This is a genomic window from Treponema endosymbiont of Eucomonympha sp., assembly GCF_001028545.1.
Genome location: NZ_BBPW01000714.1, coordinates 1 through 407, shown reverse-complemented (window position 1 = coordinate 407; position 407 = coordinate 1). Strand labels below are relative to the sequence as shown.

At 56.5% G+C, this 407-nt stretch carries 1 protein-coding gene; it reads left to right on the top strand.

All coding sequences use genetic code 11. The features are described from left to right. Positions 1 to 113: 113 nt before the first annotated feature. On the top strand, positions 114 to 248 hold the full coding sequence (locus AWU74_RS13260; RefSeq protein ID WP_306701142.1) for a hypothetical protein: 135 nt from the start codon (positions 114 to 116) through the stop codon (positions 246 to 248). The last annotated feature ends 159 nt before the right edge of the window (positions 249 to 407 follow it).

The following is a 407-nucleotide window of genomic DNA, read 5'->3' as shown; positions in this document are numbered from 1 at the left end:
TCGTGCCCAACGCCTTTCGCAGAGGTGTTTAGGAGCCGGCGGTGTGGACGGGAATATAGGTGTAACTGGAACAGCATACACAAGCGGTTTTCCCGCCGGCGGGACAAGGGAAAATGCTGGCGGACGCGGCAATAGGCGAGCCTGACGGGGATACCTTTATGATAGATTCGAAATATATCAAGGCACACGCGGACGCATGCGGGGCGTACGGCGGCACTCAGGACATTAGCCGCACAAAAGGGGGCTGAACAGCAAATTACACTTGGCAGTTGACGAGTACGGGATTATGAAAAATCAGCGTGGGCTTGCCGCCGGTCAACCGGCGTTCCTTTAGGCAACCCGAAGGCCACACCGGAATAGACATGGCGGCAGTTATTGACGGCGGGAGTGTTGACGGAACGCGATAC

Bases quoted from the DNA above. Each gene is read 5' to 3' on its own strand.
- AWU74_RS13260 (WP_306701142.1), top strand. From the start codon at position 114: ATGCTGGCGGACGCGGCAATAGGCGAGCCTGACGGGGATACCTTTATG.